The sequence below is a fragment of the Brevibacterium permense genome (assembly GCF_025506275.1).
Classification (GTDB): domain Bacteria; phylum Actinomycetota; class Actinomycetes; order Actinomycetales; family Brevibacteriaceae; genus Brevibacterium; species Brevibacterium permense_A.
On the sequence record NZ_QYCP01000095.1, the window covers coordinates 85,031 to 101,051 of the forward strand.

A 16,021-nucleotide genomic window follows, 5' to 3' on the forward strand; every position below is an offset into this window, starting at 1 on the left:
GAGCACGGTCGGTCACCGTCAGACGGCAGCGAATGTGGTGCCGATTGTGGTGAGTACTCCTTCCGCCCACTCGCATGCCGCTTCGGATGCCGGCACGGCGCCGCCTGCATCATGGCGGCCGTATTCGCCTTCCCGTACCGCGCCGCGCGCTTCGAGAGCTTCGGTAAGAAGCTCGCTTCCACGCGAGTAGGTCCGTGTGTAGCTGGCATCGCCGAGGCCGAACACGGCGAAGCGGATTCCCTGGAGATCGACGTCCCGCATTTTCAGCGTCCGGTAGAACTCGGTGGCCGATCTCGGCACGTCCCCGTCGCCGTAGGTCGAGCAGACGATGAGGTGGAACCGTTCTGGGTCGAGGTCGTCCGGAGAGATCTCTGCGAGGTCTCTGATCTCCAGGTCGTCGCGGTCGCCGAGGAAAGCGCCGATCTCTTCGGCGACGAGTTCGGCATTGCCCGATTCCGTTCCGAACAGGACCGTGACCGGAAGACCGGGTGCCAAGCCTTCCGAGGAATTCGCCGAGGTGTCCTGCAGCGACTCGTCGAGGCTGAGGTCGCTGGCCGCTGCCATGAGTTCGGTTCGTGAAGTGATCTTGGACCTGCATCGTCCGGGTCCGGCGCCGAGGCGCTCTTTGAGATCGATGCGCCGCCATGAAGCGAAATCAGTGGCCTTGGCGTGCGGGGTCAGTCCGGGAGCACCGGTCGTCATCGATCCGGCGTTCAACTCCGACGCGATCTGTGCGGCCAGGCTTCGCGCATCGGCCCGCTGGTCGGGGATGGTCCCTCGACCGTTGCCTTTGAGCCATCCGATGGCGAAGAGACCGGCGCTGATCTTTCCGTCGCCGGGAATCGGTGAGACGGGGCAAATGCCCTGTCGGGCACTTGTCATCGGGTCGCGAACGAATCCGATCGCGGTGATGACCGAGTCGACGTCGAGGCCGATATTATCTTCGTCGGTGCGCCGCAGCTCGATCCCGGTCACGGCACCGTCACCGGTGAGCGCCTCGGGAGTCGTTTCGAACCACCAATGGACGTGGATCGCATCGTGTGCGGGCTGCGTTTGCGCGGAGCAGGTGAGTTCAGCGAGGGCGTCGAGCTTCGCGTCTTTTCCGGGGATGCGCATCGTGAGGTCGACACCATGGAGTTCATGCACAAGGCCCGGCACTCGTCCGACTTCGCGGATCATGACGGGGTCGAACTTCGCTGTGCCCGCAGCTGAGCGGCCGATGATGTCGATCCGAGAGATGTCGCGTCGCAGTGAGGTGTAGGCGCTGTCATCGATATCGCTGCCGTCGAGTGCTTGGGCATCGCAGGTGAGGAGCCGCAGCACGTCGATGGCGACGTTGCCCTGGCCGATCACGGCCACTCGTGAGCCGAGGTCGGGGGTGCGGGTGTGGCCGTCATCGTCTCGTTCGTCGGGATGGCCGTTGAGCAGTCGGGTGATACTGCCGGCCGAATAGACGTGTTTGAGGTCGGCGCCGGGGATGGCGAGGGGACGGTCGTGGGACAGGCCGCTTGCGAGAACCACTGAGTCGTATCCGGACTTGAGTTCGTCCATGGTCACATCGACGCCGAGTTCGGTGTTGCCGATGAATGTCGCACGGGGATCGGCGAAGAGACGGTCGAACTGCGCGGATACGGATTTGGTTCCCTGGTGATCTGCGGCCACTCCGTAGCGCAGCAGTCCGTAGGGGACGGGGAGCCTGTCGTAGACGTCGACTCGGCTTCCCGGCACTTGGCGGAGAATCTCCTTCGCAGAGAAGCAGCCGGACGGGCCGGCGCCGACGACGGCGATTCGCGGGCCTTCGGCGTCCGGCGCGGCACCGGCACCGCCCTGAGATCCGGAGTCGGTTCGGTCATCTCTCTTGGCGTGGGAGATGCCGTAGTTCGGAGTGTCTTCTGCCGAATCCCAGGTCACCGGGAGGCTGAGCAGTCCGCGGAAGACCCAGCCGCCGATTCGGGTCTCGCGGGTTCGATCGATGTCGAGTCCCTTGAGGGAGTTGAAGAGGAGGGGAAGCGCCACCTCGGCGATCTCCGCCCGTGCTGCCCAATTGCCCAGACACACGTGCACACCTTTGCTGAAAGCCAGGTGCGGTTTGACTTCACGGTGGATGTCGAAGCGATGTGCATCGTCCCACACGGCTTCGTCACGATTGGCCGAGAGCACACAGATACCCAGCTTCGCTCCGGCGGGAAGCAGCTTGCCCGCGAGTTCTGTCTCGCACGTGGTCTGTCGGGAATACATTCCGATGGGAGCAACCCATCGGATGGTCTCTTCGAAGACGGTCGGCCACAGTGCCGGATCGGCGACCGCGGCCGCCCGCTGTTCGGGATTCTCGAACATGGCCAGGGCCGCCACACCGAGGGCGTCGCGCGGTTCGTTGAGGCCGCCGCCGATCGTCATCTTGATATTGGCCCGAATCTGCTCGATGGGCATCCGGTCACCGGGCATGGACAGCAGCCCGGAGATCAGCGAGTGGTCTCGGTGGGTCAGGTGGTAACCGAGCATCTCGTCGAGCGCGGCATCGACTTCGTCGAAGGACTTCTTGCCTTTCGCCCAGACATCAGGATCGTCGGCGTAGTTGCCGGTGGCGTCGATCATCGTCTGCGACCAGCGCTGCAGATCCGACTGGTCAGCGTTGTAGAGGCCGAGCATGCGTCGCAGCGTCTCACTCGCATACGGGGCGGCGAAGTCCCAGATGAGATCAACGTCAGGGCCTTTGCCGACGAGTTTCGCCAGGAGGTCTTCGGCGACCTCGCGATACATCTTCGTCCAGATTCGTTTGACGTACCCCGGTTTGAGGACTGGCTGCCAGGCGCGTCGCTGTTCGTAGTGCATGGGATCGTCTCTGCGCAGCATGGAGTGTCCCATAGCACGGATCTGCAGCGATCCTTCCTCGTCTGCGGAGAACGCTTCCTGATCGTGTTCGGTGACGCTGACTGCTTCGTAGCTGGTGATGAGGTAGCGGTTGACTGCGGGAACCCAGTGCACTCCGCCCTCGGCCCGAAGACGTTCGTAGATCGGGAACGGGTCATCGTAGAGTTCGGGGATCGTCACCCAGTCGGCAACCGGGACCGCTGAAGCTGTGGGGGGGTGCTCCTGCGGTTCGATTGGGGGCATGCAATTGAGAAGTCATCGCCGTCTCCTCTTCGTTGAGTGTCTCTGTGAGGCTGTTCACATCAGTATGTGCACTACGCTTAGAAAGGAAAAGCGGAATTAATCGCACAACTAAACCGGATTGGCGGATATGAGATCTGACCAGCCACCGAACTTCACACTGCGACAGCTGTCCTACCTGATCACGGCTGCTCGCATGGGGACGATCTCCGCCGCGGCGCGAGAGCTGCACGTCTCTTCATCGGCGATCTCCGACGCCATCACCACGCTGGAACACGAGCTCCAATCCCAACTCTGCATTCGGCGGAAATCGCAGGGTTTGGCGCTCACCGCCGCAGGCAGACAGGTTCTCGACAAGGCCCGCCCGCTGCTGGCCGGCGCACGTGACCTCGAGCTTCAATTGACGACGACGAATGGTGAACTCGCTGGTCCGATCACCATCGGCTGCTATCCGACCCTGGCACCGATGATCCTTCCGGTCCTGCTCGATGGATTCGGTCGTCTGCACCCGAAGGTGGGCCTCGAGATCGTCGAAGCCACACAGGACCTCCTCGTCGGCAAGCTTGATTCGGGTGAGATCGATCTGGCTTTTGTCTACGAGACACTCGTCCCGGGCACACCGAACCGCGCCCAGCTCTTCGCTCAGCCGGCGCATGTCGTCCTGTCTGCCGAGGATGAGTTCGCCTATCGGGAGACGGTCCGACTAGAGGATCTCGAGTCAAGGGATCTCATCCTGCTCGATTCCCCGCCGTCGAGTCACCACACTCTGTCGATGTTCGCCGAGCGGCAGCTCCACCCGACGATCCGGCACCGCACGACGAGTTACGAGGTGGTCCGGACGCTCGTCGCACGACGGCTCGGATACGGAATCCTTGTCCAACGTCTGTCGAATCCGAACAGCTACGAGGATCTGCCCCTGATCGTCAAGGAGATCGAGCCGGCGGTGAAGCCGGTCAGCGTCGATGCGATCTGGCCCGCTAATTCCACGATCGCGCCGCGAGTGCAGGCGCTCATCGAATTCGCTCTGGCGCAGGAGTGGATCTGACAGGCGACGACCGACATGGCACGCCTGACCACCATTCGGGGCGCGTCTACTCGAGAGCGCCGGCGAAAAAGTCATCGAGAACAGGAGCCTCTCGTTCGCCAAGACGCTGGTTGAGGTCGACGAACAACTGCGCTTGCGTCGTCCCAGGCCAATTCTGCGGCAAGAGGACGTCGGGCAGCTGCGGATCCAGCCGGGTCAGACCCAACCATTCACATTGCAGTTTCACTCTCGCCACCAGAGCCTCCATAGGCGACTCAGCTTCCGGAGCGAAGCCCTGCCACCGAACGCCGAAAGCAGAATATTCCGCAGCGAGAGCATCGAGCTCAAAGGCTGCCACGAGATTGTCATCGGTCGTGGGAGGCTGAGGTCGCCCGCAGATGACTATCGGGGAAACTTCGAGCTGCTCGGCATCCAGCACAGACATCAACTCCCGCGATCCGGGCGCCACCCATGTCCCGCCATCGACCTGGCCGAAGCCAGCCCAAGACAACTGTGTCCAAATCTTCTGCCGCAACGACCTCCGAGTCTCCGGGACCTGAATCCTCACCATCGTCCAGGCACCGTCCCAACTATCGGACTGCCAACCCGTGAACATCTTGCGGCCGCCTTCGCCTAGGATCTGAGACCCGGTGTCGGTCAAGCTGTAGAACGTCTTTCTACCCTGCTTGCTACGGTCGACAAAGCCCTTGGCGGTCATTCGCTGCAGGACCGATCTCGCTGCAGTCTCACCGACGCCGAGCCTCTTCATGACGAAGACGATCGAAGCTCCACTGAGAGGACGAGTCGACCCAAGCAGGTGCTCCCCGACAAGGGCGAAGAAGAGTGACTGCGGGCGAAGGTCCATGCTCTGATTCTATGCGCACTGCCCGCTCCAGAACATTCACGTATCGCAAACTATTGACGCTCCGTCGTCTTTCTGCATAGTATCGAAGACGGTTCGATCGCCGCCGATCAGACCGTCAATCAAGAGAGCCGTTCAGTCAGCGAGGATTACATGGCTTCCGCGAACTCCACCTCAAGCAAATCAACACCGATGCTCAAGCGAGCTGCCGCCTCGGCGTACCTCGGCAGCGTCATCGAATACTACGACTTCTTCGTCTACTCGGTCTGCGCCGCCCTCGTATTCAAGGACGTGTTCTTCTCCAACCTCTCCCCTGCGGTCGGCACTCTCGCCAGTCTGGCCACATTCGCAACCGGCTATCTCGCCCGCCCCCTCGGGGGCATCGTCTTCGGGCACTTCGGGGACAGACTCGGCCGCAAACGCATGCTCGTGCTGAGCATGTTCACCATCGGAATCGCCTCAACTGCGATCGGCTTGCTGCCGACCTACGAACAGGCGGGACTCATCGGCCCCGTTCTCCTTATCCTCATCCGTGTCGTCCAGGGCGTTGCCATCGGCGGCGAATGGGGCGGAGCCATGCTCATGTCCGCCGAGCACTCAACGAAGAACCGCGGCTTCTGGGCCAGCTTCACCAGCGCCGGCGCTCCCACCGGGCAACTTGTCTCCGCGCTCGTCATCGCCGCAGTCCTGGCGCTCATGGGTCCCGAGGCCTTCATCGCCTGGGGCTGGCGGCTGCCGTTCCTCGCCTCGATCCTTCTGCTCGTCGTCGGCATCATCGTCCGCTCTGCAGTCGCCGAATCTCCTGAGTTCCTCGCTGCGAAGACACGCGCGCCCTCACGGCGCATCCCGATTGTCGCTGCTCTGCGCGACCAGCCCGTGACCCTGCTGTTCGCCGTCGGAGTCGGCCTGTCCGCGTTCATGTTCCAGGGCCTGCTCACAACCTATTCCGTCGCCTACGGCGTGCAGATCGGTATCGAGCAGCAGACGATACTCAACGCCTTGTCATTCTCCTCGTTCTTCGCGATCTTCGGGATCATCGGCTGGTCCCGACTGTCCGATACGATCGGTCGTCGTCCATTGGTCATCGCCGGCGCCGTGCTCATCGCCGTGTGGAGCTTCGCACTCTTCCCGATGATCGAGACCAAGGACGGTCTCATCATCACCATCGGCATGATCATCGGCCAGGGCGTCATCCACCCGATGATCTATGGACCTTTGGCCGGTCTCTACTCCGAACTCTTCGACACCGAGCACCGCTACACCGGGGCATCGCTCGGCTACCAGATCGCAGGTATCGGCGCAGGCATCTCACCCGTCCTGTTCGCCGCAATCATGAGCTCGGCCGATTCTCCCTCCACAATCCCACTATCGATTGTCATCACGGTTGTCGCCGCCATCAGCATCCTGTGCATCTGGAGGCTCGGCGAGACGAAATCCCGCAGCCTGTCAGAACAGAACCTCGGCGAGACGCGACCCAGCATCGAAAACGGCACTCCGCCAGCAGTAACGGAAGGACCGACCCTATGACCTTCTCCCACCCCGCTCTGACCCGACTCTCTGAAATCCAGGCCACCGATTACGGCAGCAAGGTGGCAATCACCTTCGACGGCGTCCAACACACTTACGCCCAGATGCACGAACGCACCCTGACCTGCGCGGCAGAGCTGCACGCACAGGGAGTACGTCGTGGCGATCGCATCGCCTACCTCGGTCCCAACCATCCTGCCCTGATCGTCGTCCTCCTCGCCTGCCTCCGCCTCGGCGTGATCTTCATCCCACTCAATTGGCGACTTGCGCCGCCCGAACTCGACTACCAGCTCGCTCTCGCCGAAGCGTCTCTGCTGTACGTGGCGCCCGAATCGGCCAAGACGGCTGCGGGCCTGAGTACCGACGTGGTCCAGGAGACAGTGCAGTGGCAAGATACATCCACCTCGCCGTCGGGTCCGCTTGTGCCGGCGGCCGACGTCGACGGCGAGCAGCCGGCGTTTCTTCTCTTCACCTCAGGGACGACCGGACGTCCCAAAGGCGCGGTCCTCTCACACGCCAATCTGATGTGGAACTCTTTCAATCTTCTCCTCAACACTGACCTGACTGTCGCCGACGTCACCCTCGTCGTTGCTCCTCTCTTCCACGTCATCAGCCTCAACCAGCAGGTGATGACCAGCTACTTGCGCGGTGCGCACATGCTCATCGAGTCGAGGTGGGACGTCAACCGAGCCTTCGATGCCATCGAACACGAAGGACTGACCTGGATGGCCGGGGTCACAACGATGTTCGCAGACATGTTGCAGTCGCCGAGGTGGGAGAGCGCTGACCTGTCGTCGCTGCGATTCGTCAACTCGGGCGGTGCACCGATCCCGGTCTCCCTGATCCAGAGATACCAGGCGAAGGACATCATGTTCTGCCAAGGCTACGGACTCACCGAGACCTCCCCGGGCTGCACCTTCTTGCCTGCTGCGCACGCCCTCGACAAGGCCGGATCGGCCGGACGCGCCGTGCCCTTCACCGAAGTCGATGTCCGTGATGTCTCCGGAAATTCCTGCTCCCCCGGCGTCAACGGCGAAATCGTCGCCCGCGGCCCCAATGTCACCAATGGCTATTGGAATGACCCGATTGCCACCGGTCAGGCTTTCTCCCCTGATGGATGGTTCCATACCGGCGACATCGGCTACCTCGACGACGACGGATTCCTCTTCATCGTCGACCGGCTCAAGGACATGTTCATCTCCGGAGGTGAGAATGTCTATCCTGCCGAGGTGGAGTCTGCCCTCTTCGAACATCCGGGTGTCAGCGAAGCTGCGGTGGTCGCCGCATCCGATGAGAAGTGGGGCGAGGTCGGACACGCTTTCGTCGTCGCAGCTGAATCGGACACACCGCCAACGGCGGATGAACTGAGCAACTTTCTGCTCGCTCGCCTCGCAAAATACAAGGTGCCTAAGTACTTCGACCTCGTCGACGATCTCCCACGCACCGGCTCGGGAAAGATTCACAAGGTCTCCCTGCGCACCGCTGATGCGCTCGGCGCACACTCGAATCCCGCGGCGAAGACCACAACCGAGGACAAGCCAGCACCGACCGCACCATCAAAGGACCATAAATGACCAACCTCTCCTCGTCCCACCTCGCAGGCATCTCCGACCAGCCGAAGAAGACCGACGTCAACGAGTCCCTTCGGTTCACCGCTGAGGATGACATCGGCGTCCTCACTCTCGATCGGTCTGCTAAGCGCAACGCGCTCGATGATGCGACCGTTGCCGCTCTCGGCGAATTCTTCCGCACCCCACCTGAGGTCTCCGCCATCGTGCTGACGACCGTCGGCGAGCATTTCTGCGCGGGGCTCGATCTCTCCGAGATGGCCGAGCGTGACGCAGTAGGCGGCCTTCGCCACTCACGTTCATGGCACGCGACGATGAATGCGATCACCGAATCCGAGATCCCCGTCATCGCCGTCCTCCAGGGCGGAGTCATCGGCGGCGGCCTCGAACTCGCGACCGCAGCTCATCTTCGAGTGGCCGAGGAGTCCGCATACTTCGCCCTGCCCGAGGGCAAACGCGGTCTCTTCGTCGGCGGAGGCGCCTCGGTACGGGTGCCCCGCCTCATCGGACTCAGCCGAGTCCAGGACATGATGCTCACCGGCCGCCGTTTCGACGCCGCCGAGGCCGAGAGCATCGGACTTGTCAACTATCGCGTCCCCTCCGGCGAAGGACAGGCGAAGGCCTTTGAACTCGCGGCCTCGATCGCTTCGAACTCCCCGGTGACGAACTATGCGATCACCCAAGCGCTTCCACGCATCGCCGAAGCCGGGCGTGACGAAGGCTACATGTTGGAGGCGCTCATGGCGTCCGTCGCCCAGTCGAGTGCCGAGGCGAAAGAGCTCATGCGGGCATTCCTCAATGGCTCCGGACCCAAAGTGAGGAAGTGAACATGTCGACGATCATTCGAGAAGTTCCTGCCGACACCATCGGAAACAGCAGAATCGGTGACTTCCTGTCGTGGGTCAACGAAAAGCACGGAATGTCTCTTACCAGCTGGAAAGAGCTCTACACCTGGTCGGCCACCGACATCGAGGACTTCTGGGAATCTGTGTGGATCTATTTCGGTGTCAAAAGCCACACACCATATGATTCGGTGCTCGAAGAGCGCGTCATGCCCCACGCGAAATGGTTCACCGGTGCCACGCTCAACTATGCCGAGCACTCCCTCGGCACCCCCGACCAGGCAGACGACCACGCCGTCACCGCAGTCTCCCAGACCCGCGACGATTTCACTCTGACCTTCGACGAGCTGCGCTCCGAGGTCGCCCGAGTCCGTTCCGGTCTCATCTCGCTCGGGGTGAACAAGGGAGATCGTGTCGTGGGCTACCTGCCCAACCAGCCCGAAGCACTCGTGGCGTTCCTTGCCTCTGCGAGCCTGGGCGCGATCTGGGCCAGCTGCGCCCCCGAATTCGGCACCCAGTCGGTCATCGACCGCTTCTCCCAGGTCGAACCCACCGTGCTGCTGGCAATCCCCGGCTACAGATACGGGGCCAAAGACGTTGAACGCTCCGACGAACTCGCCGAGGTGGTCGCCGCCCTGCCGAGCCTCACCCACCTCGTACACGTCGACTACGGATCGTTCAGTCTCGATCCCGAACTGCGCGAGGCTTTCACGACGGGGACCGGACTCGACCATCCGATCGATGTCGTCGACTACGCGGAGCTCGGAACCGCCTCGGCGAGAGACGGCGAGTCGAAGACGGGTGACAATTCTCCGGACACATCCCTCACCGAGCTCGAATTCGAACCGGTCCCCTTCGACCACCCTTTGTTCATCCTCTTCTCCTCCGGAACGACCGGGAAGCCGAAAGCCATCGTGCACAGCCACGGCGGCATCTTGGTCGAGACGATGAAGAATCACGGCCTGCACTTCGACCTCGGGCCGGGCAGTCAGTTCTGCTGGTTCTCGACGACCGCGTGGATGATGTGGAACGCTCTGGTCGGCGGGCTCGTCGTCGGATCGGCAATCGTCATGATCGACGGCAACCCGAACTTCCCGGATTCGAAGGAACTGTGGCGCATCGCCGCGAAGAGCCGCACGACGCTCATGGGCATGGCTCCCGGAGCGATCATGAGCGCGCGCAAGGACGGCTTTCGACCGACGGAGGAATTCGATCTGTCCACGGTCGAGCAGTTCGGCGCGGCCGGTTCCCCGCTCCCGGCCGAGGGCTTCGAATGGCTTGTCGAGCAGTTCGGGCAGAACGTATTGGTCAACGTCGGCTGCGGCGGCACCGATGTGTGCACCGGCATCCTCCAGGGATCGCCTCTGGCACCTGTGTACTCCGGTGAGATGACGGGCCCCTCCCTCGGCTTTGCGGCCACGGCCTATGACTCAGACGGTCAGGAGATACTCGACGAACTCGGAGAGCTCGTCATCACCCAGCCCGTTCCCTCGATGCCTGTGACCTTCTGGGGAGAAGGCGGCGACGACCGATTCGAGAAGGCGTACTTCGAGAAGTTCCCCGGCGTTTGGCAGCACGGCGACTGGGTGCGGTTCACCTCTGACGGCGGAGTCGTCGTCACCGGCCGTTCTGACGCCACCCTCAACCGAGGCGGAGTGCGGTTGGGCACTGCAGACTTCTATTCCGTCCTCGACACTTTCGACGAGGTGGCCGATTCCCTGGTGATCCATCTCGAGGATCCCGACGGCGGAATGGGAGAGCTCGTGGTCTTCGTCCAGACCGAACCCCACGTGTCCTTCACCGATGACCTCTCGGTCCGAGTCCGCAAGGAGCTCAAGACCCGACTCTCCCCACGGCACATTCCCGACGAGGTCGTTCCCGTGACGAAGGTCCCTCTCGGTCGGACGGGCAAGAAGCTCGAAGTCCCGGTCAAACGCATCGTTCAGGGTGCCGCCCTCGACGAGGTCGCGAGCCCTGGCGCTCTGCAGGATCCGCATTCGCTTGACGAATACGTCGCTTTTGCCGACGCACGGAGGAAAAGTGAGTCAGCATGAGCGCCGAGATGAACACGGGTCCGGTCAATGCTACGAATGAAGGACTCGCAATCGCCGTTATCGGCACTGGTGTCATCGGGGCCGCCTGGGTCTCGGGATTCCTCGCCGCCGGCCACAGCGTCACGGCTTTCGACCCGGCTGACGGAGCGGAGGAACGGCTGCTTGAGCAGGTGAAGGCCAACCTCGAGGTGACCACCGGAATCAAAGGCTCACAGCTCGATCGTCTGGTCTTTGCACCCACCCTCGCCGAGGCGGTCGCCTCAGCTGACTTCGTCCAGGAGAACGGTCCGGAGCGCCTCGAGGTCAAGCAGGCGATGCTTGCCGAAGTCGACGCTGTGGCGCCCGAGAAGGCAATCATCGCCTCGTCCACGTCAGGATTCTCTCCGAGCGAGATTTCAGCTGAAGCGACGAAAGCTCCGGGCCGCATCATCGTCGGACACCCCTTCAACCCCGCCCACCTCGTCCCCTTGGTGGAAGTGGTCCCCACCCCCGGGGCTTCCGCAGAACTCGTCGACAGGGCGCTGAAGATCTACCGGTCTATCGGGAAGAAGCCCATCCTCGTTCGAGCCGAGCTGCCGGGTCACGTGGTCAACCGTCTGCAGGCCGCGCTGTGGCAGGAAGCCTACTCATTGGTCAATGAGGGTGTGGTCTCGGTGTCAGACATCGACACTGCGATCTCATACGGCCCCGGGCTGCGGTGGGCGATCCTCGGACCTTTGGCGCAGCAGTCGCTGTCCGGAGGCTCCGGCGGAATGCGTCACGTCCTCGACCATTTGGGACCGCCGCAGGAGGTCTGGATGCACGACCTCAAGCAGGTTCATCTCGACGTGGACCTCAAGGAGAAGCTCATCGCCGGCGTCGACGACGAACTCGCAGGCAGGGACTCCGCCGCCATCGCCCGACAACGCGATGAGATGCTCATCAGCCTGCTCGAGCTCAAGACCCGCTACGAGGAGCTTCCCTAAGCCTCGCAACCGTTGTTCACCCTTTGACTAGGAAAGATGACAATGATCTACCAGCCAGCCATCGACACCGTGACGATCACGGCCATCGACGTTCACACCCATGTCGAAGCCGACGACCACCAGCACACCTCGCTCGACCAGGAGCTCCTCGACGCTTCGGCGGGGTACTTTCGGGCATCGGTTCCCCGCACCCCGACCGTTGCCGATCTCGCCGACTACTACCGCGAACGGAAGATGGCGGCAGTGGTCTTCACGGTCGACGCCACAACAGCGCTCGGCGGACATCCGCCTGTCTCATCCGAGACGATCGCCGAACTGGCCGCAGAGCACAACGACGTCCTCATCCCCTTCGGGTCCGTCGATCCCCGCAAGCCTGCCGAAGCGGTCGACCGCATCCGCGACCTTGCGACGAACTACGGAGTGAGGGGCATGAAGTTCCACCCCAGTCTGCAGGGATTCGACCCGAGCCACTCCGACTACTACCCGATCTACGAGGTGTGCGCCGAGCACGGACTCGTCGCGCTCTTCCACACAGGCCAGACCGGAATCGGCGCAGGCTTGCCGGGAGGCCGCGGGATTAAGCTGAGGTACTCGGACCCGATGCTCCTCGACGACGTCGCTGCGGACTTTCCGGAGCTGACTATGATCCTCGCGCACCCGTCCGTACCATGGGCTGATGCATCGGTCTCGATCGCCACGCACAAGGCCAATGTCTTCATCGATCTCTCCGGATGGTCGCCGAAGTACTTCCCGCCACAGCTCACCCGGGCCATCGGATCGGTGCTCAAAGAGAAGGCTCTGTTCGGCTCCGACTTCCCTCTCATCACTCCCGAGAGGTGGATCAGAGACTTCGAGAAGCTGGACGTCAAGGAAGAAGCAGTGCCACTGATCATGAAGGAGAATGCGCTGCGCGTACTGCGCCTGTGAGCGTACGACCGAGCTGGCGACAGCCCGAACCGGCGCAATCGGTCGAAGAGCTTGTCTTCACCCTTCGAGGTGCTCGGTCAGCTTCAGCCCGCGCTGTGCCCACGCGATCTCGCTGCGGGCACGGTCAGCGAGCCCTTCGTAGGCGAATCGCTTATAGGTGATTGTCATCTCACGGTCCTTGTCGGCTGTGACGGCGAGTCGACGGTTGAGCATCGGTGATTCGAGCGCATCTATGTTGGCGATCTCGTCTTCGATGTATTCGAGCTCCCCCCTCCATGCTTCGATGTGATTGCGAAGGAAGGATATCCGCGCTTCGTGGTTCGCGGATTCGAGGTAGGCGGCTTTCAGATGAGCGGCATCGCGGGTGCGCTGATACTTGAGCGGAGAATTCATCCAATCGATGAACGATGATTCCCCCGCTTCAGTGACGTGGTAGACCCGACGCATGCCAGCGGTCCCACGCGCCTGCTCCTCGGGAAGGATGAGTCCTGCATCGGCCATCTTGCGCAGTTCCGGATAGATCTGCGAGTCGGGGGCGTGCCAGACATGGCCGACCGACTGTGAGAACTGCTTGGCCAGGTCATAGCCCGACATCGGTTCGATCCGAAGAAGCGCGAGGATGGCACTTCGTAGACTCATCTCGTTGGTCCTGTTCTGTTTGTCTGAAGACGAGGAGGGTCCGGGCTGCACAGCCCGGACCCTCTCACATTACCGTTCTCAGGCTTTGTAGCCGGTACGCCATCCTCCCTGGTAGGTCTGGCGCGCAACAGTCGAGTACGGCACGGGGCTGACCACCGCGCGAACCTCGGTCTGCTCGTGAGGCTCGACGGATGCTTTCTTGGTTCCGCCGTCCGGCTCGCCCCAGACGACCTTGAGTTCGGCACCCTCGGGAACGCCAGGATCGACGACAGCCAAGGAAAGCCCGCGATGCTCGTTCGCTGAGTAGCCTGTGAACATCGAGAAGCCGACCGTGCTGCCATCGGCGTCGACGACCTTGTCGTAGTTTGCCGAACCGTAGTTCGCCAGCGGAAGGTCGAAGTACTTGTAGTTCGGGCCGTCGACATTCAGCGGTGAGGAGAGCACCTTGCCGAGGTCGTCTGCATCCCACGCGAGAGTGACCTTTCTGCGCTGCGCGGCCGGATCCATCTTCTCCAGGGAGCTGCGGCCGATGAAGTCGTGGTCGAACTTGATGAAAGATCCGTAACCGAGTTCCCAAGGTGTCAGGTAATAGTCCTCGATGTTTTCGGAGACGAACGAACCTGCAAGGGTGCCGGTCGCCTCGTAGCTGTCGGCTCCGAGCCATTCGCGGAATGTCCGTTCTTCCTCGCCGGTATAGATGGCGGGCAACGGAGAGGGGATCCATCCCGATTCGAGGGTGTTCGATGGGTAAGCGCGCGAACCGACCTGGAGCATGCCGAACTCACTGCCGGCCTCGACGATTGCGTCACGGATGACCTTGTGGTCATCATATGGACCCCACAGCTCCAGCCCGGGAGCACCCGCCATGCCGTGACGCAGTGTGCGCACCTGCTTGCCGGCGATGGTCATCGACGCCATGTTGAAGAAGCCGATCTTCTCCAGTGGACCGCCGTTGAGCTTCTCGATGATATCCCACGCCTTGGGGCCTTGGATCTGGTAACGGTAGTACCGACGGCTGACCGGATCACCGTATGGGCGCGACGGCGAACGACGGTCGACCTCGATGTCGAGGTCCTTGTAGTCGCCCGTCTCCGCGTGGAACATCAGCCAGTTCGAAGCGGGCGCACGACCGACGTAGACATACTCGTTTTCGGCCTCGTGGAAGAGGATGCCGTCACCGATCACGTGTCCCGACGCCGTAGTCGGCACGTACTGCTTTGCCTTGTTCACAGCGAACTTCGCAACCGAGTTGATTGCGGTGTCGGAAATCAACTTGATGGCGTCCGAACCGTGCAGGAAGACATTGTCCATGTGGTGCGACTGGTCGTAGAGGACTGCCGTCTCTCGCCAAGCGCGCTGCTCCTTGATCCAGTTCGAGAAGTCCGCAGGCACAACAGGATAGATATAGGATCCGATCTGCGAGTTGCGGAGGAGTTCGACAGGATTGCTCTTGTCGAGAATCTGCTGGAGATTGTCAGTCATCGTCGATGAACCTCTCTTGTTGTCAGGGATGCTCCGCTCTGAAACATCCGGTCTCATGTGGTGCTGGTCGGGAGTTGATGCATTGATGCGGCCGACTTTGGTGCGGGTGAAGTGCTGGAGACAAGACGCCGGATCAGTCGAATACGATGGTCTGGTTGCCATGCCGGATGACTCGGTCTTCGGCGTGTAATCGGACTGCCTTCGAGAGCACCGCCCGTTCCACGTAGGCTCCTCTCGCCTGCATGTCGCCGGCCGTCATCGTGTGGTCGACTCGGGTGACGTCCTGTTCGATGATCGGACCTTCGTCGAGATCCTTCGTTACGTAATGGCTGGTCGCTCCGATGAGCTTCACACCACGTTCCTTGGCTTTCCGGTACGGCCCTGCGCCGATGAAGGCGGGCAGGAACGAATGGTGGATGTTGATCACCGGAACTTGGACATCATCGAGGAACTTCTCGGACAGGATCTGCATGTACCTGGCGAGGACGACGAGATCGACGTTGCCGGCCAGCAGCTCGATGAGACGAGCTTCTGCTGCGGATTTGTCCGGCCCCTGCGAAGGCACGTGGAAGAACGGGATGCCGAAGCTGCGCACTGCTTCGGCGACGTCTGTGTGGTTCGAGATCACCAGGGGAATCGATACTGGCAATTCACCACGCTGGTGCCTCCACAGCAGTTCGAGCAGACAGTGATCACTCTTCGAGACGAGCACCGCCATGCGTTTGAGAACCTTCTGCTCCTCGAGGCGGAATTGCATTCCGAGGGGTTCGAGAGTGGACGCGATGTCAGCCCGGATGTCTGGAGATGTGGCTGACAGCCCCTCCTTGCGGAAGACGACACGCTGAAAGAAATCTCCTCCTTCCGGGTCGGTCGTGTGCTGGTCGAGGGAGACGATGCTGCCGTTGTTCCGAGCTATGAGCGAAGTGACTGTCGACACCAGTCCCGATTGATCAGGCCCGGTGACGATCAGGGTTGCGTGGTCTTTGCGCTTTTCGGCGAGATCGGTCATGTCATCACCAC

At 61.9% G+C, this 16,021-nt stretch carries 12 protein-coding genes; 7 read left to right on the forward strand and 5 right to left on the reverse strand.

Annotated elements, in window-relative coordinates:
- Nucleotides 1-18: 18 nt before the first annotated feature.
- Nucleotides 19-3,114 (reverse strand): cytochrome P450, encoded by a 3,096-nt coding sequence (locus D3I60_RS16725; protein WP_262777754.1) that lies wholly within the window; start codon nucleotides 3,112-3,114, stop codon nucleotides 19-21.
- Between the two features lie 127 nt (nucleotides 3,115-3,241).
- Here D3I60_RS16725 and D3I60_RS16730 point away from each other — a divergent pair, with 127 nt between their 5' ends.
- Nucleotides 3,242-4,156, forward strand: coding sequence for a LysR substrate-binding domain-containing protein (locus D3I60_RS16730; RefSeq protein WP_262777756.1), 915 nt, complete (start codon nucleotides 3,242-3,244; stop codon nucleotides 4,154-4,156).
- 46 nt (nucleotides 4,157-4,202) lie between these two features.
- On the opposite strand, the gene D3I60_RS16735 is transcribed toward D3I60_RS16730, so the two are convergent.
- Nucleotides 4,203-5,000: a PaaX family transcriptional regulator gene (locus D3I60_RS16735; RefSeq protein WP_262777758.1), complete on the reverse strand. Its 798-nt coding sequence runs from the start codon at nucleotides 4,998-5,000 to the stop codon at nucleotides 4,203-4,205.
- 150 nt (nucleotides 5,001-5,150) lie between these two features.
- Between D3I60_RS16735 and D3I60_RS16740 the strand changes: the two genes are divergently transcribed.
- Genes D3I60_RS16740 through D3I60_RS16765 form a run of 6 tightly spaced genes read left to right on the forward strand, consistent with a single transcriptional unit; the run spans nucleotide 5,151 to nucleotide 12,880 of the window.
- Nucleotides 5,151-6,524, forward strand: coding sequence for an MFS transporter (locus D3I60_RS16740; RefSeq protein WP_262777760.1), 1,374 nt, complete (start codon nucleotides 5,151-5,153; stop codon nucleotides 6,522-6,524).
- Nucleotides 6,521-8,098 (forward strand): acyl-CoA synthetase, encoded by a 1,578-nt coding sequence (locus D3I60_RS16745; RefSeq protein ID WP_262777762.1) that lies wholly within the window; start codon nucleotides 6,521-6,523, stop codon nucleotides 8,096-8,098. Before D3I60_RS16740 ends, D3I60_RS16745 begins: the two co-directional genes overlap by 4 nt.
- Nucleotides 8,095-8,919 (forward strand): crotonase/enoyl-CoA hydratase family protein, encoded by an 825-nt coding sequence (locus D3I60_RS16750; protein ID WP_262777764.1) that lies wholly within the window; start codon nucleotides 8,095-8,097, stop codon nucleotides 8,917-8,919. The genes D3I60_RS16745 and D3I60_RS16750 overlap by 4 nt, the downstream gene beginning before the upstream one ends.
- A gap of 2 nt (nucleotides 8,920-8,921) precedes the next feature.
- Nucleotides 8,922-10,988, forward strand: coding sequence for an acetoacetate--CoA ligase (locus tag D3I60_RS16755; protein WP_262777766.1), 2,067 nt, complete (start codon nucleotides 8,922-8,924; stop codon nucleotides 10,986-10,988).
- Nucleotides 10,985-11,953, forward strand: a complete 969-nt coding sequence (locus tag D3I60_RS16760; RefSeq protein ID WP_262777768.1) for a 3-hydroxyacyl-CoA dehydrogenase NAD-binding domain-containing protein — start codon at nucleotides 10,985-10,987, stop codon at nucleotides 11,951-11,953. The genes D3I60_RS16755 and D3I60_RS16760 overlap by 4 nt, the downstream gene beginning before the upstream one ends.
- Nucleotides 11,954-11,995: 42 nt before the next feature.
- Nucleotides 11,996-12,880, forward strand: a complete 885-nt coding sequence (locus D3I60_RS16765; protein WP_276584693.1) for an amidohydrolase family protein — start codon at nucleotides 11,996-11,998, stop codon at nucleotides 12,878-12,880.
- Nucleotides 12,881-12,937: 57 nt separating this feature from the next.
- Here D3I60_RS16765 and D3I60_RS16770 read toward each other — a convergent pair whose 3' ends face one another.
- The 3 genes from D3I60_RS16770 to purU all read right to left on the reverse strand — a co-directional run bounded on the left by D3I60_RS16770 (nucleotide 12,938) and on the right by purU (nucleotide 16,010).
- Nucleotides 12,938-13,519, reverse strand: coding sequence for a PadR family transcriptional regulator (locus D3I60_RS16770; RefSeq protein ID WP_262777772.1), 582 nt, complete (start codon nucleotides 13,517-13,519; stop codon nucleotides 12,938-12,940).
- Nucleotides 13,520-13,597: 78 nt separating this feature from the next.
- The gene (gene ligM / locus D3I60_RS16775; RefSeq protein ID WP_262777774.1) at nucleotides 13,598-15,001 is read right to left on the reverse strand and encodes a vanillate/3-O-methylgallate O-demethylase; all 1,404 of its coding nucleotides are present in this window, start codon (nucleotides 14,999-15,001) and stop codon (nucleotides 13,598-13,600) included.
- 133 nt (nucleotides 15,002-15,134) lie between these two features.
- A complete protein-coding gene (purU, locus tag D3I60_RS16780) occupies nucleotides 15,135-16,010 on the reverse strand; it encodes a formyltetrahydrofolate deformylase (RefSeq protein WP_262777776.1) in 876 nt (291 codons plus the stop codon).
- Nucleotides 16,011-16,021: the final 11 nt, after the last annotated feature.

Coding starts and splice junctions, on each gene's coding strand:
- D3I60_RS16725 (WP_262777754.1), bottom strand. CDS start 3,114: ATGCCCCCAATCGAACCGCAGGAGCACCCCCCCACAGCTTCAGCGGTC.
- D3I60_RS16730 (WP_262777756.1), top strand. CDS start 3,242: ATGAGATCTGACCAGCCACCGAACTTCACACTGCGACAGCTGTCCTAC.
- D3I60_RS16735 (WP_262777758.1), bottom strand. CDS start 5,000: ATGGACCTTCGCCCGCAGTCACTCTTCTTCGCCCTTGTCGGGGAGCAC.
- D3I60_RS16740 (WP_262777760.1), top strand. CDS start 5,151: ATGGCTTCCGCGAACTCCACCTCAAGCAAATCAACACCGATGCTCAAG.
- D3I60_RS16745 (WP_262777762.1), top strand. CDS start 6,521: ATGACCTTCTCCCACCCCGCTCTGACCCGACTCTCTGAAATCCAGGCC.
- D3I60_RS16750 (WP_262777764.1), top strand. CDS start 8,095: ATGACCAACCTCTCCTCGTCCCACCTCGCAGGCATCTCCGACCAGCCG.
- D3I60_RS16755 (WP_262777766.1), top strand. CDS start 8,922: ATGTCGACGATCATTCGAGAAGTTCCTGCCGACACCATCGGAAACAGC.
- D3I60_RS16760 (WP_262777768.1), top strand. CDS start 10,985: ATGAGCGCCGAGATGAACACGGGTCCGGTCAATGCTACGAATGAAGGA.
- D3I60_RS16765 (WP_276584693.1), top strand. CDS start 11,996: ATGATCTACCAGCCAGCCATCGACACCGTGACGATCACGGCCATCGAC.
- D3I60_RS16770 (WP_262777772.1), bottom strand. CDS start 13,519: ATGAGTCTACGAAGTGCCATCCTCGCGCTTCTTCGGATCGAACCGATG.
- ligM (WP_262777774.1), bottom strand. CDS start 15,001: ATGACTGACAATCTCCAGCAGATTCTCGACAAGAGCAATCCTGTCGAA.
- purU (WP_262777776.1), bottom strand. CDS start 16,010: ATGACCGATCTCGCCGAAAAGCGCAAAGACCACGCAACCCTGATCGTC.